Raw genomic sequence first — 25,365 nt, forward strand, 5'->3', positions numbered from 1 at the left:
ATTATATAGATAATAATGAGTGTTTGATATATATAGAAAACCTCTCTTTAACTGTTAATATAATTATAAGTTTGGCCTAATTTTTTGAATGGAAACACGTATCGCTCAATATCTACAGCATCTATAGCTCAGCACTTACAATGACATAGGCAGGAGAATAACTATGATGACACTTTATGGCTACTTTCGTAGTGGCACGTCACACCGTACACGTATCGCGTTGAACCTAAAGGGTTTAGATTACGATGCGATCTCTATTAATTTGGCAAAGGATGAGCAGTCTGAGCCGTTATTTAAGGCCATCAATCCCCAAGGTTTAGTCCCTGCCTTGCAGACGGACGACTTACTGCTTTATCAAAGCCCCGCTATTTTAGAGTGGTTAGAAGAGGTTTATCCGCACAATCCGTTATTGCCCAAAGATGCTGCTGGCCGTATGCAAGTGCGAGCGCTAAGCGCGATGATTGGCTGTGACATTCATCCGATTAATAACCGCCGTATCTTGCAATATTTACGCAATGAGTTGTCAGTCGATGAAGATGAAGTGTTGGCATGGTGTCAGCGCTGGATAGAAGAAGGCTTTGCTGCGTTAGAGACGTTATTAGCAAAAGATGAGACGCGCGGCAAATTTTGCTACGGTAACAGTCCAACCTTCGCAGATTGCTATTTAATCCCGCAAGTCTATTCAGCTCGCCGCTTCAAAGTTGATTTGACGCCTTATCCAAATATTATGGCCATTGATGAGCATTGTCGTACGCTTCAAGCGTTTTTTGATGCAGATCCTATGAATCAGCCTGATGCACCGCATTAAAAATAACGCTTAAATGCGTTCACCGCTGATTTAACTATTAATTATTTCATTGTCATTCACTTCAAAAAGCCGATAGCTATTTTGTTATCGGCTTTTTGGCGTCGTTCTATGGTCGTTTTATGACTGGTAAAATGTTTGCAAAATAATCCTTTTTATTAAACCATCAAAGATAAAGGATTGCTTGGTTTAACATTCGTAACTGCTGTCTGGTACTCTAATTTGAGATATAATTCTAATACTTGTTAAACCAGTGTTTTTATTAGAGGCTTTGTAACATTTATCCCGGTCTCTTTGTATCTTTTTTATACTGCTGTGACTATAGTTTGCCAGCTTAGATATGCTAGTTGCAATTAACAGTGTCTATTTGTGAATGTTCCATATGCCCTAGGCTTTATACGAGATAAAAAATATAAATGATGAAAACGGAAACCAGCAAGCCCCTTGCGTTTAGAAGATACCCTTCAACCACCGCTCTGCAGTGTTTTGAGACGGCCGCGCGGCATCTGAGCTTTACCCATGCTGCACAAGAGATGCATATGACGCAAAGCGCCATCAGTAAGCAGGTTGCGCAGCTAGAGGAGATGTTAAACATTTCACTCTTTTATCGTACGCCGCACCGGATTTCATTGACACCAGCCGGCAAGACTTATTACCTTGAAGTGCTGGAGATTCTCAAGCATATTGAGGTGGCGACCACCAGTTTGATGTCACATAGTGACAATACAGAAGTGCTTAAGATTGCCTCACATCCAACGTTTTGTTCACGCTGGCTGATACCAGCGCTAAAAGGGTTCAGCCAGGAGCATCCGTTGATTAATCTAGATATAAAAGAGCAAGCTGGGCCGTTTTTTTCTGAAGATCAAAATGTCGATATTGCTTTTTTATATGGTGATGGTATTTGGGGCGGTATGGAGGCGATTAAGCTATTTGACGAGTATTGTGTGGCGGTCTGCCAGCCTGAATATTTGCGGGATAAAAACCCTTGTACGAGTAACGTAGATAATTGCACCTTGCTACAGTTGAGCTCACGTCCAAGTGCTTGGTATGAGTATTTTAAGCAACAAGGCATCAGTATTGACGGAACGTTTGTAGGCCCGCGCTTCGATACTTTTCATGCTTGTATTGCAGCGGCCTTACTCGGCTATGGTATCGCACTCGTACCACTGCGCTTGGTCGCTCCTGAGCTACAGTCTGGAGCGCTAGTGACAGCATGGAATTATGCGTCAAAAGGGCGAGGATCTTACTATATAACTTATCCTTTATCTTTGGGGAGATCGCACAAGGTAAAAGTCATTTTAGAATGGGTCTCAGCGTATCTTGAAACCTCTAATCAATATGAGGAGGCACTAGATTTTGTATTTTGACCGCTAAAACGGTTTTATATTTATCTTCATCGGCAAGCCTGTGCCGGACTTCATCTAAAGACCCTTCTGTATTCAAAACCTACTCTTTATCTAAAGCACATCTTAAAGCGCATCGCTGAACTTAGAATCAATTTTTAAATATATATTTCTTGGCAAAGAGAAGTAACTTCCTCTTTGCCAAGTCATTCATCAAATCTATCATTCTGTGGGCAATGACAAAAAGGAATGAGCGCACAACTATTATTCGTTTGCTGAGTCAGCAGGGTTTTGCTCAAATCAATGATAAGCGTCAAATAAAATTTCTGGGATTTTAACAAGGATGTCTATCTGTGAATCATACGTTTGTAAGTTGCGATGCTATTCGCCACAAGTTCTCTAAGGCGATGTCAGCCATGTACCAAGCCGAAGTCCCACTATACGGTGACTTGCTCGATTTGGTCGCTGAGGTGAATGCTGAGGTGTTAAGTCTACATCCTGATATTAAGGAGCAATTGGCGCACACCGGAGAGATTGATAGGCTCAGTATGGAGCGCCATGGGGCGATTAGATTGGGCACAGCGGACGAGCTTAGTATGATGCGCCGGCTTTTTGCTGTCATGGGTATGCATCCTGTCGGCTATTATGATTTGGCGCCCGCTGGCGTGCCCGTGCACTCTACGGCTTTTCGAGCGATTGATGCGCAAGCATTAAATCAAAGCCCTTTTCGTGTATTTACCTCTTTATTGCGCCTAGAGTTAATCGATGATGACGCACTAAAGCAAGAAGCGTCAAGCGCATTGGCCAACCGTAATATCTTTACCGATACTGTTGTCAGCCTGATTGAGCGCTTTGAAGCGCAGGGCGGTTTGACGGCTGAGGAAAGTGAGCAGTTTATAAAAGAGGCTTTAGAGACCTTTCGCTGGCATGATAAAACGCCCGTCTCAAAAGAGCTATATCAACGCTTATTAGCGCAGCACGGCCTCATTGCTGATGTCGTCGGTTTTAAAGGGCCGCATATCAATCATTTGACTCCTAGAACGCTGGATATAGATACCGTACAGCAAGGCATGCAGGCAAAAGGCATTCCGCCAAAAGCCATTATCGAGGGGCCACCAAAACGGGATTGTCCGATTTTATTAAGACAGACGAGCTTTAAGGCATTAGAGGAAGCGGTTCGTTTTAAAAACCCAAATGGTGAGTATGACGAAGGTCATCATACTGCACGGTTTGGTGAGATTGAGCAGCGCGGTGTGGCATTAACGCCAAAGGGTAGAGCGCTATATGACGAGCTGCTTGGTCAAGCACGCAATCAATTAGGCGTAACTCCGAACGCAGACAATGCCTCGGAGTATTATCAAATTTTAGAGAAGGCGTTTGACGCGTTCCCTGATGATTATCATGCCATGCATAATGAGGCGCTCGCTTACTTTTATTATCAACCAGGCGATAGTGCTGCAGATATAGACAGTGCTATGCTTCATTTAGAAACCGTTGATGTACAAACGGTTGATTCAAAACAAGCAATTAATACTTTGATTGAGAAAGGCGCTATCCGGATTGAGCCTATCGTCTATGAAGATTTTCTGCCTGTTAGTGCTGCTGGTATTTTTCAGTCAAATCTTCAACAAGACAAGCAGAGCAACTATGATGGTGATTCAAATCAGCATGAGTTTGAGCAAGCGCTTGGCGCTAGTATCTATGATGAGCTGGCTTTATATGAAAGTATACAAGCTCAAAGCTTGGAAAATTGCTTGATGTCTTTAGGCAATTATGTATAGAAAATTAGTTATGTACAAAAAGCTGTTATGTAAAAAACACACACATAGCCATTTTATTTATTCACCATTCCAAAATGGAATGACCATAAGAAATTTATTATTTTGCAAGTTAACGTGTTGCAAGGTAGCTTAAAGGTCTATTAAGGACGTTATAAATGAATATACAAAGGATTGAATATGATTGAGCAATACATGTCTGCCATGGGTGTCAAACAAGAACAATATCAACATGGCGATTTTGAAGTCAATACGCCTATAGACGGTACGGTTATTGGCAAGATAACCCTAGATAGCGTTGATGAAGTTAATAATAAAATCCAAAATGCCAAAAAAGCGTTTAAGGAATGGCGTACCGTGCCTGCACCCAAGCGTGGTGAGTTGATTCGTCTGCTGGGCGAAGTGCTGCGCGAGCATAAAGAAGATTTGGGCATGCTAGTATCGTTTGAAGCTGGCAAGATCAAAGAAGAGGGCCTAGGTGAAGTACAAGAGATGATCGATATCTGCGACTTCGCTGTCGGTGTTTCGCGTCAGCTCTATGGCTTGACGATTGCTTCAGAGCGCCCAGGTCACCACATGCGTGAAACGTGGCATCCGCTTGGTGTTATCGGTGTCATCTCTGCTTTTAACTTCCCTGTGGCAGTGTGGTCTTGGAATACCGCGCTGGCCATCGTCTGCGGTAACCCTGTGATTTGGAAACCATCAGAAAAAGCGCCTCTAGTAGCGTTAGCCTGTCAGGCCATGTTCGAAAAAGCATTGGCTAAGTTTGGTGAGGCACCAGAGCATCTATCACAAGTATTACTGGGTAAGACAGATGTCGGTAATGCCTTAGTTGAAAACAAAGACGTGGCTCTGGTAAGCGCGACTGGAAGCACGCGTATGGGTAGAGCTGTCGGGCCAAAAGTTGCCGATCGTTTCGGTAAATGTTTGCTTGAGCTTGGTGGTAATAACGCGATGATCTTGGCGCCAACAGCCGATTTAGATCTTGCCTTACGTGGCATTATATTCTCCGCAGTTGGGACGGCAGGTCAGCGTTGCACCACATTACGCCGTCTCTTCGTCCACGAATCTATTAAAGACGATATTTTACCACGCGTAAAATCAGCCTATGAGACTGTCAGTATTGGTCATCCATTAGAAGGCAATTTGGTCGGTCCACTGATTGATGAAGACAGCTTTAATAACATGCAAGCCGCGTTAGAAAAGGCTCGAGAAGCGGGCGGTACAGTCACAGGTGGCGAGCGCGTATTAGCAGATAAATACCCTGATGCCTATTATGTCACGCCTGCCATTGTAGAGTTTGATGAGCAAAATGACGTTGCTAGAAGCGAGACCTTTGCGCCGATTTTATATGTCATGACCTATAAAGACTTTGATGATGCCATTGAGATGCAAAACGATGTTCCGCAAGGGCTCTCGTCATGTATCTTTACCAATGACTTACGTGAAGCTGAAACTTTCCTCAGCGATCGTGGTAGTGATTGCGGCATCGCTAACGTCAATATCGGTACTAGCGGCGCTGAGATTGGCGGTGCGTTTGGCGGCGAAAAAGAAACTGGCGGTGGACGTGAGTCAGGATCAGACGCATGGAAAGCCTATATGCGTCGTCAAACCAACACCATCAACTATTCGACAGAGTTACCACTTGCCCAAGGTATTAGCTTTGGTTAATACCAAGCTGTTTGGGCATTTGATGTTTGGACACTAATTGCCAAGCGTACTCTACGTAGGCTTGGCAGACTAAGAATAATAAGCAACTAAGGATTGGTTGCAAGACCTATTGACGACTACTAAGGAAGGTAGATCTATCATGATAGATGACAAACCGCACGACCCCGCTAATGATGGCTATGGTCCATCTTCTAACTTTTTACTTGATATTGCCCCTCTAGTATTGACTGCCATGATTCTTATGGTGCAGTTTTTCGTATTTAAAGACTTTACCCCGCACATACCGCTAGCTTGCGGCATCTTGATCACTGGCTTGTTTATGAAGATGCGTGGCCGTGACTGGCAGGGTATGGAGGAGCGGTTTTTAAAGGTTATTAAGATAGGCTTACCGGCGATGATTATTCTCATGGGTGTCGGTATGCTCATTGGCTCATGGATTATTGCAGGAACCGTACCGACCATTCTTTATTACGGTTTTAGTATTTTTTCTCCTTCCTCTTTTTTATTTTCAGTCTGTATTATTTGTGCCATTATTTCTGTCGCCACCGGTACCTCGTGGGGCACAGTGGGTACGGTTGGTCTCGCGATGATGGGTATCGGTATGGGGCTTGGTATTCCAGCACATTTTACAGGCGGCGCTATCGTCTCCGGTGCTTTTTTTGGGGACAAAATGTCGCCATTGTCAGATACAACCAACTTAACACCAGCCGCGGCAGGTGTTGAGCTTTGGGATCATATTAGAGGTATGCTGCCAACGACCGTGCCAGCGATGGTTACTGCTTTAGCCATCTACGCTTGGATTGGTATGGGTTATGGTGATGACAGTATCGACTTGTCCTCTATTCAGGCTTTGCAAACAAGCTTGGCTGACAACTACAACTTAAGCATTATTACCTTATTGCCTGCCCTTGTAGTTGTTATCGCGGCTGTTATGAAAATGCCAGCGATACCGACGGTGTTAGGCGGTGTCGTCGTAGCATCGCTTATTGCGTTTTTTCTGCAAGGCGTTGGCGTTAGTGAGATTTTTAATGTTTTACAGAATGGCTATGTCAGTGAGACGGGCTTTGATGTAGTAGATCAACTGCTATCAAAAGGCGGGGTGATGTCGATGACATGGGTCATTACCTTGACCATTTTCGCACTCGCTTTTGTCGGCTCACTTGAACATTACGGCACACTCAAAGCCATCATGGCAAAGATTAACCATTTCGTGAAGTCGCGTTTAGGTCTGATTTTTACGACTTATGGTAGTGTTTTGAGCGTAGGGACACTTATCGGAGACGTTTATACCACTTTGGTATTACCAGGACGTTTATTAAAAGAGAAGTATAAAGAGATGGGCTATAAGCGCACGACGCTAACACGCTCTATCGAAGACAGTGGTACGTTATTGTCACCGCTTATCCCTTGGAACATGGGTGGTAGCTTTGTTGCCGCCACACTTGGTATTGCGACATTGACTTATGCGCCTTTTGCGTTTGCATGTTGGTTATCGCCTTTATTTGGCTTGTTATGGGCGTTCCTTAATAAGTTTATACCGCGTGAAGAGCCTACTGTAGAAAAGCTTGACACGACTACTTCAGCCTTAACCAATGAGGTCTGATACAAAGGGAGTATGAGATGTTGCAAGAGCAATGTTTATGGAACATGACTGCGCCCAATATTGACACCTACCGCCAGTTGAGTAGCGATACCCAAGCGACCATTTGTATCATTGGGGGCGGTTATACAGGGTTATCGGCTGCGATTCATTTAGCCGAAAAAGGTGTCAAAGTTATCTTGTTAGAAAGTAAAACAATCGGTAGTGGCGGTTCAGGAAAAAGCGTAGGGCTAGTCAATGCAGGGACTTGGGCGCGCCCTGATGACTTAAATATTGCGCTAGGCGAAGAGGCAGGTGAGCGTCTAACAGAAGCGCTAGGACAAGCGCCAAGCTTAGTATTTGACTTAATCAAACGTTATAGTATCGATGCGCAGGCCACGCAAGCCGGTAATATCCACATGGCTCATAATGCCAAAGGTGAAGTCGATGTCGATATCAGATACGAGCAACTAAGCCGTCGGGGTGCGAATGTTGAGGTGTTGACCGGAAGCAAATGTCATGAATACTGCGGTACCAAGAGTATCAATAAAGCACTACTAGATCATCGTGCTGGTACCATAAACCCGCTGGCTTATGTCAGAGGACTGGCAAAAGTAGCGACCAGTCTTGGTGTCACCATCTACGAGCATTCAGCTGTTGAAGCATTAGAGAAAGTAGATGGTTATTGGTACACAAGGACTGCTAAAGCTCGCGTAAAGTCTGAGCGCGTTATTATTGCGACGAATGCCTATACCGAAGGCGAATGGACAGAAATTACCAAGACGTTTTATCTGGTTTATTACTATCAGATTGCGTCTGAGCCGCTCAGCGGAGAGGCTGCAGATCGTATTTTGCCTTATAAGACAGGTGCATGGGATACACGCTTAGCGTTATCTAGCTTTCGCCGTGACAAGGATGATCGTTTATTATTAGGAACGGTCGGTGGTACCCAGCTTAAGCCAAAATCCTTTTACCAATCATGGGCCAACGCTGTACAAAAGAGCTATTATCCAGATTTGCCAGCATTTAAATGGCAATATGAATGGTGTGGTAGCTTTGGCTTTACGCAAGATCATATTTTTCGAGTAATGGAGCCTGATGAAGGCTTATTGACAGCGACGGCTTATAACGGGCGCGGTATTACTACTGGTACCATGATGGGTAAATGCTTTGCAGATTATATACTGACCGGTAATAGAGACAGTATTCCACTACCATTTAAAAGCTTAGAAGAAGCAAAAATCTCCTTTGTAGGACTCAAGTCTGGATTTACTGAAGTAGGATTGACGCTGTATCATGCAGGACAATGTCTAAAAATTATTAGATAAATAGCTAAGCATCTTTAAAAGTCATACAAATCAGCAAAGATATTGCTTAGTAACGATATTACTATTATGGTTAAAGCCAGACAGCATTTATGTTGTCTGGCTTTTTTCTTCTATTTTCATCATTCATAAGACAATTATATTTAAAAAAATGGACACTAACATGCAAGCACCTAGCAATAAAAATCTCACTCATATGGCTAATGTGGCAAACATCAAGACATGGTTGTTTGTACCCGCGACTCGAATAGATAGAGTAAGCAAAGCCTTTGCTAGTAGTGCAGATGCAGTGATTGTTGATTTAGAAGATGCGGTGGCTTTAGAGGATAAGGCACAAGCGCGCAAAGCATTACAAGGATATTATGATAGTGCAGACTATCAACCAGTTTGGGTGCGCATTAATCAAGCGAGTAGTATTGATTTTGCCAAAGATATAACAGCATGCGAGCAGATGCCAAATCTTGCTGGCATCATACTGCCTAAAGCTGAGCAGGCCACAGATATCGAATATATTCATCATTTAACCGGACTGTCTGTCATTGCATTAATAGAAAACGCCATCGGTTTGCATCGAGTCGATGCTATGGCAAAAGCATCAGGACTGCTCGCGTTTAGCTATGGATTTTTGGATTTGTGCAATGATCTAGGCGCCCAGGTAGGGACGCCTGCGGCAGATATCGTCGCCAATCAGATTCGCTATCAATTAATCCTTACTTCAAAAATCAATCAGCTATTACCGCCTATTGATACGGTATATCCTGATTTTAATGACGCCAAAGGATTAGGCGCGCGCGTGCAGCTGTGGTCGCAGATGGGTATGTCAGGCATGCTGTGTATTCATCCCAAGCAAGTGGCTGTGGTACAAAACGCGCTTAAACCGACAGCTGCTGAAATTGAGTTCGCTAGGCGTGTGGTAGAAGAATATGAGCGCAGTGGACAAGCAGTGTTTAAAGTAGATGGCGAGATGGTCGATGCGCCAGTGATTCAGCGTTGTATGCGGCTGTTAAGTACAAATACATAGGCAAAAAAGTACATAGGTGAAAAAAAGCTGGTTTATAAAAAACAGGCACTTTTATAAAACAGGCATTCTTATAACAGTGTCTCAAAGATACCATCAATGTACTGATCAACCGCAGCAGTATCGTGACTCACTTGCGCGTAAGTTCTTAAGCCTATGAGCTGAATTTGGAAGTAGCGCGCCAGTTCAGCAGGGTCTTTATCAGAGCTAATCTCACCATTATCGATGGCTTGTTCAAAGGCCTTCACAAAAGAGGCTTCCACCCGTTCTAAGATGCTAGTGGCATAGCTTAGCAGTTCTGGACTGTCGCTTTGCGTCAGCTCACCAATGGTTTTGACGACCATGCACATGCCGCTAGGAGCAGTACCTTTACTGCAAATAGTCACCTTACGGATGAACCGCTCTAAGCCTGCGACGACGGTTTCTTCTTGGGCAATACTATTGGCAAGATTTACAGCTCCTTCGTCTGCATAACGATTGAGAGCCTCTTTAAACAAATTGTCTTTATTACCAAAAGCAGCATAAATACTCCCAGGGCGCATATCCACCACATCTTGCAAGTTTCTCATAGAGGTAGCATGATAGCCTTTTTCCCAGTAAAGATTTTTGGCTTTTTCGATGACCTCGTCACGATTAAACTTTGCTTGTGCACTCATCATTTTCACCTTAACAGTCATTTAGGCTTCAATAATAACACTTTATCGATATCTGCTGCACTATGACGATTTTCTAATTGCTCCCAGACTTCACCCGATGTACGGTTAACGATACGGCCACGTTGTACGGCTGGACGTGCTAATATGCCTCTAGCCCAGCGCTGTACATGGGTATAATCATCGACTTGTAAAAAGTCCTTGGCCTCATACTGATTGCCTAAGACTAAGTTACCATACCAAGGCCAAGTGGCAATGTCAGCAATACTATACTCATCACCCGCGATAAATTCATTTTTCGCCAATTGCTTATCGAGCACATCCAACTGGCGCTTAGTCTCCATTGTAAAGCGGTTGATGGCATATTCAAACTTTTCGGGAGCATAAGCATAAAAATGTCCGAACCCGCCACCTAAGTAGGGCGCGGAACCATGTAACCAGAATAACCAATTAAAGACTTGGGTACGTTTGCTGCCTTTTTCAGGCAGTAGTGCCTCAAATTTTTCAGCAAGATAAACTAAAATAGAAGCAGACTCAAATACAATTTCAGGCTCAGCGCTGGAGTAGTCAATGAGGGCGGGAATTTTAGAGTTGGGATTGATATCGACAAAGCCTGATGAGAACTGATCGCCTTCGCCAATATTAATCATATGAGCGTCATACTCTGCGTCTTTACCTAAGGCTAGTAACTCTTCTAGCATGATGGTGACTTTTTGACCATTGGGCGTGCCCATTGAGTACAGCTGCAAAGCATGTTTGCCTACTGGTAATGCTTTTTCATGGGTAGCGCCTGAAACGGGGCGATTCACACTGGCCCATTTACCGCCACTCTCTGTATCATGCGTCCAGACTTTTGGGGGTACGTATTGGTTTTCCATTATTATTCCTATTTTTGTTATGGCTACTTTTATGACTACTATTACGGTCAAGGTTTTATAAAATAAACACAGCGAGACTAGTACATATTTTTTGCGGCATCGAGCGGCTAGGCATAGTAAATAAGAAAAATTTGTACCAGTCTCGCGTATTCTTCCAGTGTATCTATTTTATTTATTAACTATTATATTCAGTGTTTTTCGCAAAGTTTTGTGGATACAGCGCACGAGCAGCGGCGTCATCAAAATCAGATTTGAACTGAACGTCTTTAGCGATATTGCGCGCTTTATCTACCGCAGGACGAGCGTTTATACGAGCAAACCAGCGTTTGAGGTTAGGATAATTGTTTAATCCTTCTTCGCCCAATACAAACGTTGCCTTATCGACCCAGCCCCACGCGGAGATATCGGCAATAGAGTAATCGTTACCAACCAGGTATTCACGGCCTTCCATGTGCTTATCTAACACCTCATAATGACGCTCTGCTTCACGAAGATAGCGATTGATCGCATAAGGAACTTTTTCTGGTGCTTTATGTCTAAAATGCACAGATTGACCAGAAAACGGGCCCAAGCCTGTCGCGATAAACATGAGCCACGACAGCATCTCGCCTTTATCTTCTGGCTGACCTGCAAGCTTGCCTGTTTTTTCAGCCAAGTACATCAAAATAGCCGTCGAATCAAAGACACGGTTTCCATCATCTTCGATAGCTGGGGTTTTACCATTTGGGTTAATGGCGCGGTACTCAGGCGTGTGCTGCTCACCTTTCATCGTATCTATTGGTATTAATTCGTACGCTAAACCTGTCTCCATCAGATAAAGAGCCACTTTCATAGGGTTTGGAGTTTGGTGGAAATAAAACTTAAGCATCGTAATGTCCTAAAAGCGTGAAGGGTTTGGTGAGTCTTAGGTCACTATAAACATAAATGAACGACCGTTCAAGTATGATTTAACAAATATAGTTTGAGCAATCGTTCATGTTATGCATGTTAACTATAAAAAGACCTCTTACAAAATAGGCTAAGCAGATTTTTGCGGACGCAATAACAAAGCAAGTCCAATGGCGACAAAGGCGGCAATGCCAGACACCATATAGCTAATGCTAAAGTCTCCCGTGAGCTCTGCAAGATAACCTGCCGCTACTGGCCCAAGCGCCTGTCCACCCGAAAAGGCAAAAGTCAGCGCCGCAAGTGCACTTGCCGCCGCTGCAGGGCCAAAATAATCGCCAGCAGAGGCTGCCATAATGACAGGAACGCTCCAAACCACTAAGCCAAACAAAATAATGGACAAATACAGTCCTAAATGCCAATCAGTCAACCCCACCAGAAGATAAGCGAGGGCAAGGAAGAAAAACGCCAGCGCAAGCCCAAGGCGTCTGCCGATATGGTCAGAGATCCAGCCAAAAAGCATGCCTGAAAAGACACTTAGTAGACCAATCCATGCCCAAATACCACCCGCAGTCGCTTCACTCAGTTGATATGATCCAACCATGCTGGTCACGATAAAGGTCACGTAAACCATATAAGTGGCGCCATAAATGGCAAAAATAATGCCCAAATGTACCAGCAGTTTGACGTTACTACGCTCTAGCTTTTTCTTATTTTTTACAGGTAAAGTTGGGGTACGTCCAAAAGGGTTTCGATTAACATCGTCTGGATGATTGCGGATCAAAGTAAAGGTAAGCCAAGCCACTATGACATTAATAATGGCAAAAATCAGCCAACCCGTTTGCCAAGACATCAAGCTTGAGAATGGCAAAAGCTTTGGAACGACGAAGCCTGATAAAATAATACCAAATCCAGGGCCAGCCATGACCAGTCCCAAAGCGAGCCCACGATGTGAGGGGAAAAACCAATGCGACATGACGCTCATCATCGGTAACACCACGCCGCCGCTACCAATACCAGTCAATACGTAGAGCGCGCAAAGTAGGGGAAAGCTTGAAGTAAAAGCCATACCGAGCATAGAGGCTGCAATTAAGAGCAGACTGGCAGTACCAGTAACTCGAGTACCAAATCGAGGTATGATTAGCGGACTTAGAAGGACCGCAACGAGATATCCTATCAAGTTAGTGAATCCCAGTATTCCACTTTGAGTGTAGTTGAGTCCCAAAGAAGCCGACATCGATGGCAATAGCATACCAAATGCAAATCGCCCTAAACCGAGTCCACAAAACATCGCCACAGAGCCTGTCGCAGCCACAATCCAAGCGTAATGTAAGCTGCCTAGTCTGAGGGGAGGTGTATGAGCTTTATCTGGTTGAATAATGTCCTCAGGCATCACGAATCTCCAACAAGTTGAAGAATTCGAAAGTTCGTGATGCCCATTATAATTGTATTTAGATCGAAGAAAAATACTTCCCTGATTTGAATCTTATTCATATAGCTTTCGCTCCTTGCTTAGCTATTTGTGTCAGTCTTTAATCAACTGTTGCATAATTATGTCCAATAGAAATGAGTATAACTTTACCTGAACGTTCGTTCAATAGGTGTTTAAGCAAAACTAGTAATTAAGCAAAACTAGTATTTGAGTAAATAGCTGAAATGATTATAAAGTTTGGCTTTGAATGCTAAGTTACAAAAGCATAGAGCAAACATAAGATTATTTTAAACCTTGCATTGATTGGGACTTTTGCATACATTAAGCCTTGGTTCACATCTTAAACAACACAAAAGTATGCCATGAGTGCCAATAGCCTGCGTAATATTCTAGATAATATCCATAACGACAAACCTATTAATCTGATCCGTCTACAAACGCTCATAAAAGGTTTGAATTTGGACTATCGCTTTGAGCTCACAAATATCAAAGCAGATAAAGTAAAAGGGAATAGCTACCGAGTCACTCATATTGAAGATGAATTATTAGTAGAACTGACTAGGTTCATTGATCAAGCAGGTGCTGATCGCGTTAGCGCTGCACAGCAAAATCTCAGTCATCAGCATAAGGTGATGGGCTCTTATTTGATGATGATAAAGCCCAGCTCTCAAGACACAGCAGGCAACACCTCAGCATATCCCATCGTGGTGTTGTTTGACGAGCATGGTCAAGCTAGCTTCCCTCCAAATTCTATTATTAACAGCGCTCAACGGCTACAAGCTACTGATGTGCTATTGATAGAAAACAGACAGTTGTTTCTGCAATGGCAAAAAACAGTGGGTTTTTTGCAGTCTTATTGCCAATTTGACAGTAGAAGCTATGATATCGTTTTTGCTGCTGGTAATGAGATTAGCAATGTACTGCATAAAGATTTTTTGGCAAGCTACCAAAAGCTGTATTTCTGTTTTGATATCGACTTGGGCGGCGTGACTATAGCTAAAAACATCATTAATCTACTACCCAATATAAATTATGAATTTTTAATGCCGAGTGATATTCAAGATAGAGTCGGTCAAGTAGTACGCCGAGTTTCGGCTGATGATGTCGCTAGAGTTAGAAGTCTTACGGCAGACCATCAGGGTTTAACTCAAGTTTGCCAAGTACTTAGCCGAAATTTTAAAGCCATAGAACAGGAAAGCTTTTTGTATGAATGACATGCTTGTAGACGTTGCCCTAAATTTTGTCCTAAAGCGGATTGTATTCGTTAACTCTGCTAGTCATGCTTATTCAGAGATTATGCTTGATGAGCATTTAGCCTTATTTGGTGCTAATAATGCTGGCAAGACAGCAAGCTTGGCTGCTACTAAGCTTATGCTGTATCCGGAAACTGACTTTAGCTCTTGTGATAAAAAATTCCAATTCAAAGGTAAAGCAGGCACTTACTCTAAAGAAGACTCCTACGAGTTTTACTTTCCGTCGGATAAGTCATTTTTGGCGATGGAAATAGAAAACGATTTGGGCACATCTTGCGTAGTGCTGTATCGAGCAGGCAGCTATCGTTATTATCGAGTGTTTTTACCGCTGCCCTATGAGTTAGTGCGGCCGCTATTTTGGAACAGTGATACCCATAACTTCGCTGAAGACATTAGTATCAACAAGCTGTTGGCATTTAATAAAAAGCATAATGGCATCCATGTCAATGATGACAAGCGACTCGTGGAGCTGATGTACCACAACTTTGCCCGTGATGACAGCCGCTATTGTATCGTGCCCTTGTCAGATAATAATAGAAATGCAGTAAAAGCCTTTAGTAACATCTATCAAATGGCGTTTGATGCGGGTACAGGAGATAGTGAGTCACTCGCGGATGCTATCGCCACTTTAGTTGAGATGAAGCGCAGTCGCCCTCAAGAGAAGATGAGTGCCGACCTTGCCAGCATAGAAGCAGACTACTATCAACTCATACAAAAGGGTGAAGAGCTACAAATACTCAATAATAATAAAGAACGTTACGCACACATCAAAAGCAGCTTTGAGCATCTAAACGCAAAAATTATGGAGATTGGTAAACAACACGCCATATTATCTCGTCAATTAACCAAGCAAAAAAGCACGTATACCAGCAGTCATCAACAAGCCAGCCAAGATCTAAGTGAGGCGCAATCAGCCCATCAAGTATTAAGTAATCAGTACAATGATCTCGATAAAAAACAGAATCAGCTGGCAGGTGTTATTACTCAGCTAAAAAACACTCTCGATGCAACCAATCAACAAATAGTGACTGCCCAGCAGGTGATGTCCGAACATGATAGTACAAATGCTGATGAGCTATATAAGTCATTAAATGTTGATCATCAACAGCTTGCGGCGGAACAAGCAGCTCTTAGTGATAGCGAACAAACAGCGCAGATGCTTACGCAAATGGTCAGTCAGCAAAACAATCATCGTCAGCAACTAGATAAAAAGAAAACTCAAGCACAGAATATTCATAGCCTATTATTAAGCCAAGTAGCACCGCACACAGCAGATGTGTTAGTGAGTTTAAATGCTGATTTTGCCGATGTAGCAATGAATCTGACAGATGCTCATCATCGTGTTTTAGATGATTTTGCCAACTTTTTTACCACTGATAGTGATTTACTTGCGTTTGAAGATTTGGTTTTGCCAAATACGCAAACACAAGCTTTCAATGCCGAAGAGCAGGCGACACAACTACGCCAAGACATTGAAGAGCTGGAAAAGAAGATCAAAAATATTGATAAGAAAATTAAAGAAATCAATCTCACTATGGCTGATAGTAGTGGAGAGTCACGGCGTAAGCGTTTAACAGAGATTGCAGGCAAGATTGCCACTTTGGATACACATCTTAATGCTCTAAAACGCTTTGATATTGCTATGGAGGACTTGAGTAAATATAGAGCTGAACTTACAGACAAACAACAGTCTCAGCAAGCCATCAGTGATGAATTAAAAGAATTAGAGCTGCAGAAAAGACAAACAAGCCAACGCTTAAATCAAGCTCAGTCCAAAAAACAACAACTGGAAGAGAATAGTAGCAAGTTTGAGTTTTATGACACTGGCTTAAAGCAGATTTCAAAGGCAACTAATCATCAGTATTATAGTGAAGAAGACATTGAAAATTACGAAGTAGAGTATGTGCAAACACACAATGGTAATCAATTAGAATTAGATGTTGCCCAAATTAATAAACTAATAGCACAAGCAGGAGACTTGGTCACAGAGCAAGCCTATCTTAAATCGGAAGTGATAGATTTTACAAAAGAAGTTCCAAACGAGAGGGTAGATACCTTTAAAGAAATCCAGAATTTGGTACAGATGGGTCAAATAGTTGATGCCTATAACACCAGCTTTACCACCTTGGCGTACCAGCAAAACGTCCAAACACAGCAGATTGCCGAACACAATAATATTATTAGTAATCAGCTCAAAGAGATAAGCGACGCACATCAATTACTAACGGACAGCATCGCTACTATCAACAAAGAGCTTAACACCCACAAGATATCTAACCTTGACCAAGTGCGGCTAAAGCTACACCGCCATGCAGACTTCAATCATGTCTATAAGCTGTATCAAAGCTATGACGTTACCCAAACCAAGCTTATGGGACGAGAATTTTATCAGTCGCTCATTAGCTATGTCGATAAGCATGCTAGTAAGCGTACAGGTCTGCTAAAAATGCGAGACATCATTAGCAAAATCAGCTTTGAATACCAAAAGTCCGATGGCACGATCACTGATAAGTCACAGTCGGGCGGTACAACCAGCACCATAACGGCTTCGATCATTGCCATCTTGCTTGGGCGCATATTCATGCCCAATAGCTCGTTTAAAATGCCCATCATTATTGATGAGATTGGTGATCTTGATGACACCAATACCAAAACCATTATTGAGTGTATTGGTCAACATGGATTTTCTGCATTTTGTGCGACGCCCACACAGCGCACCTCTGTATGTCAGTCGGTCAAACGCTGGATACACGTGGATTATAATGTGCTTGAGCATGTACCGCAGGTGGCGGATTGCGTACTCAATATCATGCCTGAAGCGATTAACTTTTGGGGTACTCAAGAGGATAGTAGCTCTGAGCTTGGTTTGGATGATGAATCAGTCTCCAATCATGACAGTTCAAGCTCTGACAGTTCTAACAAAGAAAGTGACCTAGCCATTCATAGGACTCGGACCTCTATTGATAGCCATGAGGTAAGCTGATATTAATCAATCGCGATGTGCTTATTAGTGCGGTATTGAAGTTCAAAAATGATTTCTTTAAATTTATTGATTACATCAATAGCCAAGGCGGTGCGCTTGAGTTTCCAGAAGCTTTCTATGTGCGATTTTATAATCAGAGAGTACTCGGTCAAGACGACGCTTCTTTAAAGAATATATTAAGCCTACAGAGTTTGCTAGAAGGGGGAATATTTACCCATCGTGATAAGCTAAAAGGCTCGTTGGTACTCTCAAAAGTCGTTTATGATTTGCTAGTGTTTTTGGATGTATCGCGTAATAAAGAGCTAAGCCTTGCTAAGTTTGAGTCGCTACGCACACAAATGCTAGGCGTTACGGAAAAAATCATGAGCAGTGAGATAGGCTCTGATACTTATAATGAAAACTTGCAGCTGTTTTGGGAGTTAATCAGCCAGATTTTGACCACGGTCAAAGAAAATATTCGTGTACTTCATCATAAGGTTGATGAAGTTGCGGAGCAATATAAGTCATTAGATTCGGGTGAGCATCACCACAATGTTAATGAGCTCTACTTATTGGCTCAAAAGCTACAAGACCGTTATGTACAGCCCTGCTTAGAATTTATCAACCCTGACTTGCAACTGGTCAATAGTCAAAACTTTGTACAAACTGTGGATAATTTGATTAATCATTATCGTCAAGACGGTAACGAATCTTTTGCTATTGCCATCCAATACAAATTAACCGCTATTACCTCATATTATAAAGATATTCGAGAGTTGTCAGACCGATTGCTGGCATATCTTTATAATTTTTCAGAGGAGCGGCGTTATTTTATGGCGATTGAGCAGCGCTTCAATGAGCTGATGGAGACATTTGTGGCTTTCCGTCATGGTGGACGTAAGCACATTTATCTAACGCCTGATGTAGAGGATATCGCTGCAATGCGATGCTTCGATGGATTAGGTGCTCATAAACAGAGTTTCTCTGCACGATTTGATAGAAATCCAGATAAAAGTGTTTTGCAGTTTAAACATTATTATGAGCAAATCCAGCAACAGCCATTAAAACCGAAGCTGGATATCATTCATGCGCCAACACCGCCAAATAATGAATTGCAAAAACGTAAAAACCAAATTATGCAGTTGACCATGTATCTGCCTACTGCTGTAAATATTGACGATATCCATGACTTGATAGACGCTCATTTACGTCAGTCATTGGACGACTTTTCTCTACTCGATACTTTATATGGGTTAGAGTTCTTCTTGCCTTTATTGAATAAAAGCTGTGTTCGGCAAAGCAGACAAAGGCAACGGCTGGAGGATGATAACTATTACTTAGATTATATAAGCCTCCAATATAAACCCCCAAAATCTCAAAAATAAACTTCCAAAACCTCACAAAATAAAATTTAAAGATGCTATGTCGCAGATAACAATACAATAAGGTGCAAGCGATGGTTGATATGTATAAAAGTGTTGAGATATATAATCACCTAATGAATGGTCGCATTATCAATCGAGAACGTCTTGGCTCTCATGGTGAGTTTGAAACTGAGGCTTTGTTTTCTGAAATCATGGACAATCTGGGTGATTACAAAAACCAATATGCGATGAGCGGCTTTAGTTTGATTGCCAATGCCGACTATGTCTATATCATCAAAGGTCAGGCGCATGATATGGCTAAGACTGATATCGCGATGAAAGCTTATTGCTTGCTTCTGCTATTAGGTAAATACATCACTTCACACAATTATCGTTTAGAGAAGCTCAGTGTCGCCAATGGTGGCCTTAGCCTAGCAGAGTTTAATAAGATACAAGCAATGCCAGAGACCAAAGAGATCTTGGAACGTGCCAATATGGGTGAGGATTTATTTAAGAGTATTAAGTCTATTTTGGTTGAGCGTCACATTATGTATGTACACCCAATTACACAGAATTACTTGTTATCAAACTCAGGTAAGGCATTTTTTGAAGAGCTAATGGCTGACTTTTCTGCTGAAATTGAGCTGAGTTAAGTGAATGGTGTAAAGTCTCATGTGTGAAAGTGTGACGCTTTTTAATTTAACTATAAAAAATGCCAGCCCATCTAAGTGGCTGGCATTTTGACTGCTGTAATTTAACTTCAGCTACAACTTTGGGCTTTTAGCTAACCGAGTCTTCTACTTAACTCAGGAAAGCATTTTATCATAAATAGCATCAGTAGCAATGCCATAACAGCGATAGCTGCCCCAACATACCCCACGCTTGACAATGATAAATGCGTCACCGCATAACCTCCAAATAGCGCACCTGTACCAATCCCTAAATTGATAATACCTGAGAACATCGACATCAGCATGTCTTGCGCATTGAAATCGACCATGATGACTTTAGCCTGCATGGAGATAATCAGTAGCATAAGTGCAGATCCCCAGAGTAAGGCATTCAGACTGAGTGCCCATATAGACGTTACGACAAACGAAAGGGTAAGCATCGACAGTAGCATCAGTATCGTCGATATCAGCATCAATCTGGTATTGAACCTATCACCCCAACGACTGAATATCACACTGCCTGCAATCCCTGCGACACCGAACAGTAGCAGGACGAAAGTAGCCGAGTTTTCACTGACTGAGCCGACCTGACGCATAAAAGGCTCGATATAAGAGTAGGCGGTATAATGCGCTGTAAAGACCAGTAGGATGAGCAAATACAGGCAGACCAATAATGGGTTTTTCAGCAACTCTGGGATTTTCCTAAATGAGCCTTCAAACATACTCGGCAATGTTGGCAACAGTCTCATTTGCAGCACAAATACGATAAAGGCAATACCGCCAATACCGCCAAACGTCGCGCGCCAGCCAAACCATTGACCGACCAATCGCCCTAAAGGCACACCTAGCACCATTGCTAATGAGGTACCGGTTGCAAGCACGCTAAGTGCCAGCGCCTTTTTGCCTTCTGGTGCCACACGTATGGCAATCGCTGCCGTGATGGACCAGAATATCGCATGCGATAGCGCAATACCTACGCGACTAATGAGCAGTACATCAAAGCTCCACGCAAATACGGATAACACATGACTGGCAATAAATACTGCAAACAATGCTAGGAGTAAGCTTTTACGCTCAAATCGACTGGTCAGTAGCATCAGCGGCAATGACATAGCAGCGACGATCCAAGCATACAGCGTCAGCATCCAGCCCGTCTCAGCTGTGGTGATAGAAAAGTCTTGGGCAATGTCGCTTAAGAGCGCGACGGGTACAAATTCTGTAGTATTCATAATAAAGGCGCTGACGCCCATCAAGAATACTTGAAAATACTGAGTCCGGCGAGCATTTGAGCTCGCCTCAAGGTTGTGTTTCATAAGATCCAATACAAGAAAATGCTAGGGCGCGTCCTCACTCGATAAATAAGAACAATGAGGACACGCTCTAATACAATAAGAAGGTTAGCCAATAGTAGGGTCAAACACCTTTGGCGATATAAGAATGGAGAGGCAAGATACCAAGTCAAAGGCATTAGTGAAAGGGCTTTTTTGCTAATGATTGTTAATAAGTGGTTTAGCGTTATATGTTACGGACTAACAATAATTCTAAAAAAGAAGCACACATATCAGTATTTATTTCTTAGCAGTTGATGTGCTATCATCATTCAACAAATTATCGTGGGTTTAACAGCTTTGTCCTTGCCAATTGCTATTGCAAATTATCATAATTGCAATCAGTGGTGATGTACAAACCTTGCAACTTCCAGCACGATATAAAACAATCCTGGTAAAGCGCATGAGCCTGTACTCCGACATCCTCATTTGTGCCTGATTTTATACTTTTTTGTCGGAGTTATAGGAATCTAAGGTGTTCAATATCATGAGCCATTCAACCAGCCCATCCAAATATACTCGCCGTTATCATCCGCGTCATTCTTTAGCACAATATGCTATCACTCAAATAGACACGCTTGAACTGCGTGCGCAAGACATTGTAAAAACTATGGGTTACCCTCTAAAGCACACCATACCCGCCTGTGAGCGCCTGCGTCATGTCTTATCAAATAAACATCTCGGGCTTGATGGTAGCTATATAGATAAATATTTTACAGCCGATGAGTTTTTAGCCAAGCTATTTACGGTACTTGAGTTGCCTTATGAGCCATTTGCAGAAGATATCGCGCAGATAAAATATGAATTAGCGTATAGCACCAATCATTTACCTAAACATCGCCTACAAGCAGAGGTAGATTTTGCTTGTGATGAGGCAGATTGGATGTCTCATGGTGCAGCCTCACGTTTGGCTCAGTTACGGCTGCCATCAGCGTTTGCCACATTGGATGAGGCAGAGCGTCAAGCAGTTATCAAAGAAAGTATTTGTGAGCATTATCAATCTTTACTATAAATTGCTTTGTTCCAAATCCGATAAAAACGCGGCAAAACCGTCATTTACTCGGCCATCTATACGGCTACTGGTGATGACACGCACGCGATTGCTCCAAGTGATAGCATAACCTTGGGTCTCAAATTTTTTGACCAAATCCACATCTTCATGACATGGTAGGAGACTAAAGCCACCAACGTCAAGATAAGCTTGACTGCTAAAACTCAGATTTGCTCCATGGATATGCTGATGTCCCATCTTGTCTTGATAGTGAGCAATATAATCGCGCCGCGTTTGTGGTGACAAGTTGGTCCAGTCATCGACACTTACCACACCGCAAATCATATCAGTCGACTGTTGGGTTAGGTGAGCGACTTGCTGCACCAGCCAATCTGTAGTCACAACTGTGTCAGCGTCTGTACAAGCAATCCACGTCGCCCCCTGTGCAATCGCATGTCGAATACCCATATCTCGCGCCCGTCCCACACAGCGATACTCACAGCTTATATGATTAACAGCTACCTGTTTGACAAGAGAGAAAGTGCCATCGGTGCAGCTATCAAGCACGACAAGCGGATATGCGGTAATGGTCGAGGGGAGTCGTTCAATGGCAGTTTGCACAGATTCTAGGCAAGCGCTAATAGTCGATGCCTCATTGTGAGCGGGAATCACTATACCGATATTTATATCGTCCATAAATCTCTCATTGTTTGGCGACTGGCCTTACTCCGTCATACTTCATTATATTCGTCATATCAGGTTTTCTTGCATGGCGACCGAGCGTGGAGAGCGCTGCCAAACGTCTAATAAAAAATCACGATCTACAATTTGGCTTTGATGAGTAAACGTTGATTGATGCGTCTCTTTATCATTTATCGTATGAAAGGTTTGGTGCAGACGTTGATGCACCGTCTCACCCGTCATCACAAAGCCATCAATACTATATCGCCAATGGCAGAACAATATAGTACCGCCTATTGCAAGGTTTTGCTGAGACCAAGCGATAACCTTGTCGATATCAGTGGGTGATAAATAATACAAAATCTCACTAATGACAATTAAATCAAAAGGGGGGTTATGCGCGTCCGAAACCTCTGTTTCTGATGAAGGATAGGCTGCTGACAGCGCATCTTGTAAATCTAATAACGTATTAGGAATAATCCCTTGAATCACCTTAGCATGAGCGTGATTCGTCAAGCGTTGTTTGGCAAGTGCTACTGCCTGATGATTGCCATCTACGCATGTCAAAGTCTGACAACGTTGGGCCAATAACTCGCTAAATACGCCATTGCCAGAACCCAACTCAATAGCATTGCTATATTTCTCCTGCGGTAGTAACGCTAGACAGATATCACGTTTTCTTTTTTCATACCAGCGGGTCTGATACTCCCATGGATCAGTGTTGTCGTTATATAAGGCATCAAAATACGTTTCTGAGTAGGCATCAGTACGATTGTCAATATGAGTAAAACTGTCCAAAGTTGTTTTGGCGAAACAATCAGCAACGTCGGCTGATGACATCGATTTAGGTGAGTGGCTCATATAGATAAACTTCCCAAGGTTGGCTAATTCTAGCAATGGTTTGAGCAGATAAAATAGGGGGGTTGCCCGTACTTTCATCAACGGTAATTTGACTGTCAAAACAGGCAATTGCTTGACTTTTAAGCTGTAATTGCTCAGCGTTCAAATCGACTCTAACGGCATGATGCCAAGGAATGCGAGTGTCGGCAGGCTTAGCCCAGTGCCATGCCCAAATCAATACCTGATAACACGCTAGATGCCGCTGCTTAGCAAATGCGGTGACCACACGCCCTGTCGCCTCATGATCTGGGTGGCCGTCGTGCATAAAAGGCGTCACCAAAATATCATCAGGCTGGATAATAGCGGCCAGTTTTTGCTCAAACTGCTCTTGTTCGGCAAACACATCGCCATCCGTCAAATTTAGCGCAACGATGGTCACTTGGTGGGCAATGCCCAATACTTCTAACGCCGCTAGGCTTTCTTTTGGACGGATAATATCAAGCTGCTGCGGAGGATAAATCTGTGAGTCTGGGTGGCTTTGCGTGCCATTGGTCACGTGAATCAGAATAATAGGATTGCCATTAACCGCTACTTGCTGTAGCAAACCACTAGAGCCCAATATTTCATCATCAGGATGCGGGGCAAAAATGCACACCCGCTGCTTTGGTGAAAAACGCTTGGCAATATCTAACCGAGGTAGGTTTTGTAGCCCTTGCCAGTTTTTCCAACTCTCTATACTGGTGCCATCGCCTGCTATCATACGATCGCCAACGATTGGATGATGACTCTCAGACGTAGCCATAGTAGAAATTACAGTTGCCATATATTTACCTGCCCGTCTGTTAAATCACTGGTTGCGCTAGATAGCTCGCCAATTTTTTGTAAATCAAACGCGCCATGACTTTGGCGGATAAACACGCTTAGATCTGCTGTTAATCTTGCAAAATGCGCGTTACCACAAAATGGTGCCGCGCCCAATGCTTGTCCAGCACTCTCTATTACTTGCCGAGCGACTTGCTCGACATGCGCCCTTAACTCGCGAATAGCCAACTCATGGGACAGCGTGGGCTGGGTATCTATAAGTTGAGCGACATGATGAAAATACTGCTGAGTCACACTTAATGCTGTACTGACTTGCCCCAAATACATGGCTTTATAGTCGTTTGGCTTTTTTTGATAAGACTGCATTAAATAAGTGGCTATACATGAGGCTGCGCCATACCAGCAAGCAGCAACTCCTGCCGCTCCATGCCAAAATCCTACGCGCTCTAGGTACGCATCGGCTTCCCCAGCAGTATCGGCCGTTACCTGATCGAACGTTATAGTGGCAGTATCAGTGGCTTGCATACCTACTGCTTGCCATGCACTATTATCAATCGCAATGCCATCTTGCTGCATATCCACGACCAGCAGTTGTGAGCGTCCATGCTTATCTCGATAAGTCATTACGCCATAGTTGACAATATTCGCGCCTGAACACCACGCTTTTGTGCCACTTATTTTGCCTTGCTGATAGTGTATGGGATCAGGGTGACCCTCTGAGGCCCAAACTGCACATAGCCCTTTTATTGCTTTGTCATAACCCAATTCGTGCAAGATACTTAGGGCATCTAAGTGCGACTCAAACCACTTTACAATCGTTAAGTCGATACTGGCAACATACGCCAGCACTTGCCAACGAACTAATGTACGTAAGTTGGTTTCATCATTACTGGTAATACCGCTGGCAGGATGCGGGATTTTGTCATCATAAGTGATTAAGATATTTAATATGTCACGGCGCAATTCGTCCGTTATGATAGGCGAATCAATCGCTTTATCATCAGTACCCGTTAAATCAGTACTCATCACGTCTTTTATAGCGACTTTAATGTCCTGCAATAAAGTAACTTTTGCATCCAGCATAAG

General features: G+C 43.0%; 21 protein-coding genes. 12 read left to right on the top strand and 9 right to left on the bottom strand.

Going from position 1 to position 25,365, the window contains the following annotated elements; all coding sequences use genetic code 11:
• The first annotated feature begins 166 nt into the window (after positions 1-166).
• The 7 genes from maiA (at position 167) to BTV98_RS04810 (ending at position 9,522) form a co-directional block, all read left to right on the top strand.
• Positions 167-808 (top strand): maleylacetoacetate isomerase, encoded by a 642-nt coding sequence (gene maiA, locus BTV98_RS04780; RefSeq protein WP_197409084.1) that lies wholly within the window; start codon positions 167-169, stop codon positions 806-808.
• A 413-nt stretch (positions 809-1,221) separates the two neighbouring features.
• Positions 1,222-2,172, top strand: a complete 951-nt coding sequence (locus tag BTV98_RS04785) for a LysR substrate-binding domain-containing protein (protein ID WP_256713839.1) — start codon at positions 1,222-1,224, stop codon at positions 2,170-2,172.
• A 329-nt stretch (positions 2,173-2,501) separates the two neighbouring features.
• Positions 2,502-3,929: a VOC family protein gene (locus BTV98_RS04790; protein WP_075103049.1), complete on the top strand. Its 1,428-nt coding sequence runs from the start codon at positions 2,502-2,504 to the stop codon at positions 3,927-3,929.
• A gap of 177 nt (positions 3,930-4,106) precedes the next feature.
• On the top strand, positions 4,107-5,597 hold the full coding sequence (locus tag BTV98_RS04795; protein WP_058369023.1) for an aldehyde dehydrogenase family protein: 1,491 nt from the start codon (positions 4,107-4,109) through the stop codon (positions 5,595-5,597).
• 139 nt (positions 5,598-5,736) lie between these two features.
• Positions 5,737-7,200: a Na+/H+ antiporter NhaC gene (gene nhaC / locus BTV98_RS04800; protein WP_058369024.1), complete on the top strand. Its 1,464-nt coding sequence runs from the start codon at positions 5,737-5,739 to the stop codon at positions 7,198-7,200.
• A gap of 17 nt (positions 7,201-7,217) precedes the next feature.
• Entirely contained in the window at positions 7,218-8,504 is a 1,287-nt protein-coding gene (locus tag BTV98_RS04805; RefSeq protein ID WP_075103050.1) for an FAD-binding oxidoreductase, read from the top strand.
• Positions 8,505-8,664: 160 nt separating this feature from the next.
• A complete protein-coding gene (locus tag BTV98_RS04810; protein ID WP_256713840.1) occupies positions 8,665-9,522 on the top strand; it encodes a CoA ester lyase in 858 nt (285 codons plus the stop codon).
• Between the two features lie 68 nt (positions 9,523-9,590).
• On the opposite strand, the gene BTV98_RS04815 is transcribed toward BTV98_RS04810, so the two are convergent.
• The 4 genes from BTV98_RS04815 to BTV98_RS04830 form a co-directional block, all read right to left on the bottom strand.
• On the bottom strand, positions 9,591-10,175 hold the full coding sequence (locus BTV98_RS04815; protein WP_075103051.1) for a TetR/AcrR family transcriptional regulator: 585 nt from the start codon (positions 10,173-10,175) through the stop codon (positions 9,591-9,593).
• A gap of 17 nt (positions 10,176-10,192) precedes the next feature.
• Entirely contained in the window at positions 10,193-11,053 is an 861-nt protein-coding gene (yghU, locus tag BTV98_RS04820) for a glutathione-dependent disulfide-bond oxidoreductase (RefSeq protein WP_256713856.1), read from the bottom strand.
• A 172-nt stretch (positions 11,054-11,225) separates the two neighbouring features.
• Positions 11,226-11,918, bottom strand: a complete 693-nt coding sequence (locus tag BTV98_RS04825; RefSeq protein WP_058369148.1) for a glutathione S-transferase family protein — start codon at positions 11,916-11,918, stop codon at positions 11,226-11,228.
• A gap of 150 nt (positions 11,919-12,068) precedes the next feature.
• Positions 12,069-13,328, bottom strand: coding sequence for a YbfB/YjiJ family MFS transporter (locus BTV98_RS04830; RefSeq protein ID WP_075103053.1), 1,260 nt, complete (start codon positions 13,326-13,328; stop codon positions 12,069-12,071).
• Between the two features lie 401 nt (positions 13,329-13,729).
• Here BTV98_RS04830 and BTV98_RS04835 point away from each other — a divergent pair, with 401 nt between their 5' ends.
• The 4 genes from BTV98_RS04835 (at position 13,730) to BTV98_RS04850 (ending at position 19,599) form a co-directional block, all read left to right on the top strand.
• The gene (locus BTV98_RS04835) at positions 13,730-14,581 is read left to right on the top strand and encodes a hypothetical protein (RefSeq protein WP_058369150.1); all 852 of its coding nucleotides are present in this window, start codon (positions 13,730-13,732) and stop codon (positions 14,579-14,581) included.
• Positions 14,574-17,603 carry a hypothetical protein gene (locus BTV98_RS04840; RefSeq protein WP_075103054.1) on the top strand — a complete coding sequence of 1,010 codons (3,030 nt, stop codon included), beginning with the start codon at positions 14,574-14,576 and terminating at the stop codon, positions 17,601-17,603. The genes BTV98_RS04835 and BTV98_RS04840 overlap by 8 nt, the downstream gene beginning before the upstream one ends.
• A 35-nt stretch (positions 17,604-17,638) precedes the next feature.
• The gene (locus BTV98_RS04845) at positions 17,639-18,967 is read left to right on the top strand and encodes a hypothetical protein (RefSeq protein ID WP_178379356.1); all 1,329 of its coding nucleotides are present in this window, start codon (positions 17,639-17,641) and stop codon (positions 18,965-18,967) included.
• A gap of 71 nt (positions 18,968-19,038) precedes the next feature.
• The gene (locus BTV98_RS04850; protein ID WP_058369155.1) at positions 19,039-19,599 is read left to right on the top strand and encodes a hypothetical protein; all 561 of its coding nucleotides are present in this window, start codon (positions 19,039-19,041) and stop codon (positions 19,597-19,599) included.
• Between the two features lie 131 nt (positions 19,600-19,730).
• Here the strand turns inward: BTV98_RS04850 and BTV98_RS04855 are convergent, their stop codons facing one another.
• The gene (locus tag BTV98_RS04855; RefSeq protein ID WP_075103056.1) at positions 19,731-20,930 is read right to left on the bottom strand and encodes a sugar transporter; all 1,200 of its coding nucleotides are present in this window, start codon (positions 20,928-20,930) and stop codon (positions 19,731-19,733) included.
• A gap of 502 nt (positions 20,931-21,432) precedes the next feature.
• Between BTV98_RS04855 and BTV98_RS04860 the strand changes: the two genes are divergently transcribed.
• Complete coding sequence (locus tag BTV98_RS04860; RefSeq protein ID WP_058369157.1) at positions 21,433-21,957, top strand: hypothetical protein; 525 nt, start codon at positions 21,433-21,435, stop codon at positions 21,955-21,957.
• Here BTV98_RS04860 and BTV98_RS04865 read toward each other — a convergent pair.
• From BTV98_RS04865 to BTV98_RS04880, 4 genes are all read right to left on the bottom strand, one after another.
• On the bottom strand, positions 21,952-22,623 hold the full coding sequence (locus BTV98_RS04865) for a glycosyltransferase family 2 protein (protein ID WP_058369168.1): 672 nt from the start codon (positions 22,621-22,623) through the stop codon (positions 21,952-21,954). The genes BTV98_RS04860 and BTV98_RS04865 overlap by 6 nt on opposite strands.
• Positions 22,624-22,686: 63 nt before the next feature.
• A complete protein-coding gene (locus tag BTV98_RS04870) occupies positions 22,687-23,478 on the bottom strand; it encodes a class I SAM-dependent methyltransferase (protein ID WP_058369158.1) in 792 nt (263 codons plus the stop codon).
• Complete coding sequence (locus BTV98_RS04875; RefSeq protein ID WP_058369159.1) at positions 23,462-24,280, bottom strand: PIG-L deacetylase family protein; 819 nt, start codon at positions 24,278-24,280, stop codon at positions 23,462-23,464. Before BTV98_RS04875 ends, BTV98_RS04870 begins: the two co-directional genes overlap by 17 nt.
• Entirely contained in the window at positions 24,268-25,362 is a 1,095-nt protein-coding gene (locus tag BTV98_RS04880; RefSeq protein ID WP_143505650.1) for an acyl-CoA dehydrogenase family protein, read from the bottom strand. The genes BTV98_RS04875 and BTV98_RS04880 overlap by 13 nt, the downstream gene beginning before the upstream one ends.
• Positions 25,363-25,365 lie beyond the last annotated feature (3 nt).

Origin of the sequence: Psychrobacter sp. Cmf 22.2 (assembly GCF_001921745.1) — a bacterium.
Lineage (GTDB): Bacteria > Pseudomonadota > Gammaproteobacteria > Pseudomonadales > Moraxellaceae > Psychrobacter.

What these genes read in the sequence shown, in the direction of transcription:
- maiA (WP_197409084.1), top strand. Translation starts at nt 167, where the DNA reads ATGACACTTTATGGCTACTTTCGTAGTGGCACGTCACACCGTACACGT.
- BTV98_RS04785 (WP_256713839.1), top strand. Translation starts at nt 1,222, where the DNA reads ATGATGAAAACGGAAACCAGCAAGCCCCTTGCGTTTAGAAGATACCCT.
- BTV98_RS04795 (WP_058369023.1), top strand. Translation starts at nt 4,107, where the DNA reads ATGATTGAGCAATACATGTCTGCCATGGGTGTCAAACAAGAACAATAT.
- nhaC (WP_058369024.1), top strand. Translation starts at nt 5,737, where the DNA reads ATGATAGATGACAAACCGCACGACCCCGCTAATGATGGCTATGGTCCA.
- BTV98_RS04805 (WP_075103050.1), top strand. Translation starts at nt 7,218, where the DNA reads ATGTTGCAAGAGCAATGTTTATGGAACATGACTGCGCCCAATATTGAC.
- BTV98_RS04810 (WP_256713840.1), top strand. Translation starts at nt 8,665, where the DNA reads ATGCAAGCACCTAGCAATAAAAATCTCACTCATATGGCTAATGTGGCA.
- BTV98_RS04815 (WP_075103051.1), bottom strand. Translation starts at nt 10,175, where the DNA reads ATGAGTGCACAAGCAAAGTTTAATCGTGACGAGGTCATCGAAAAAGCC.
- BTV98_RS04825 (WP_058369148.1), bottom strand. Translation starts at nt 11,918, where the DNA reads ATGCTTAAGTTTTATTTCCACCAAACTCCAAACCCTATGAAAGTGGCT.
- BTV98_RS04830 (WP_075103053.1), bottom strand. Translation starts at nt 13,328, where the DNA reads ATGCCTGAGGACATTATTCAACCAGATAAAGCTCATACACCTCCCCTC.
- BTV98_RS04835 (WP_058369150.1), top strand. Translation starts at nt 13,730, where the DNA reads ATGAGTGCCAATAGCCTGCGTAATATTCTAGATAATATCCATAACGAC.
- BTV98_RS04840 (WP_075103054.1), top strand. Translation starts at nt 14,574, where the DNA reads ATGAATGACATGCTTGTAGACGTTGCCCTAAATTTTGTCCTAAAGCGG.
- BTV98_RS04850 (WP_058369155.1), top strand. Translation starts at nt 19,039, where the DNA reads ATGGTTGATATGTATAAAAGTGTTGAGATATATAATCACCTAATGAAT.
- BTV98_RS04855 (WP_075103056.1), bottom strand. Translation starts at nt 20,930, where the DNA reads ATGAAACACAACCTTGAGGCGAGCTCAAATGCTCGCCGGACTCAGTAT.
- BTV98_RS04860 (WP_058369157.1), top strand. Translation starts at nt 21,433, where the DNA reads ATGAGCCATTCAACCAGCCCATCCAAATATACTCGCCGTTATCATCCG.
- BTV98_RS04870 (WP_058369158.1), bottom strand. Translation starts at nt 23,478, where the DNA reads ATGAGCCACTCACCTAAATCGATGTCATCAGCCGACGTTGCTGATTGT.
- BTV98_RS04875 (WP_058369159.1), bottom strand. Translation starts at nt 24,280, where the DNA reads ATGGCAACTGTAATTTCTACTATGGCTACGTCTGAGAGTCATCATCCA.
- BTV98_RS04880 (WP_143505650.1), bottom strand. Translation starts at nt 25,362, where the DNA reads ATGCTGGATGCAAAAGTTACTTTATTGCAGGACATTAAAGTCGCTATA.